The sequence below is a fragment of the Micromonospora sp. DT15 genome (assembly GCF_049841475.1).
In the GTDB taxonomy this organism is placed as follows: domain Bacteria; phylum Actinomycetota; class Actinomycetes; order Mycobacteriales; family Micromonosporaceae; genus Micromonospora.
The window spans coordinates 1-452 of record NZ_JBNCKJ010000032.1 but is presented as its reverse complement, the minus strand read 5'-3'; the positions used below and the strand labels follow the sequence as shown (position 1 = coordinate 452).

At 63.3% G+C, this 452-nt stretch carries 1 protein-coding gene; it reads left to right on the top strand.

Annotated elements, in window-relative coordinates; genetic code table 11:
• Window positions 1-452 (top strand): non-reducing end alpha-L-arabinofuranosidase family hydrolase (locus ACLQ3F_RS31610; protein ID WP_425853364.1); only part of this gene is annotated, 452 nt, incomplete at both ends.

Here is a 452-nt window from a genome sequence, read left to right as displayed (position 1 = left end):
TTCTCGAACTACTCGCAGATGGGCTCGGCCAGCCAGAACGCGATGAACAACGCGACCGTCGCGCCGTCGTTGTTCTACTTCGCGCCGCGCAACATCTGGGTCCTCGCCTACCAGTGGGGCGGGCCGGCGTTCTCGTACCGGACCTCGACCGACCCGACCAACCCGAACGGTTGGTCAGCGGCGCAGACGCTGTTCAGCGGCAGCATCACCGGCTCCGGCACCGGCCCGATCGACCAGGCGGTCATCGGTGACGGCACGAACATGTACCTGTTCTTCGCCGGTGACAACGGCAAGATCTACCGGGCCAGCATGCCGATCGGGAACTTCCCGGGCAGCTTCGGCTCCAACTACACGACCATCATGAGTGACACCACGAACAACCTGTTCGAGGCCGTGCAGGTCTACAAGCTCCAGGGCCTGAACAAGTACCTCATGATCGTCGAGGCGATCGG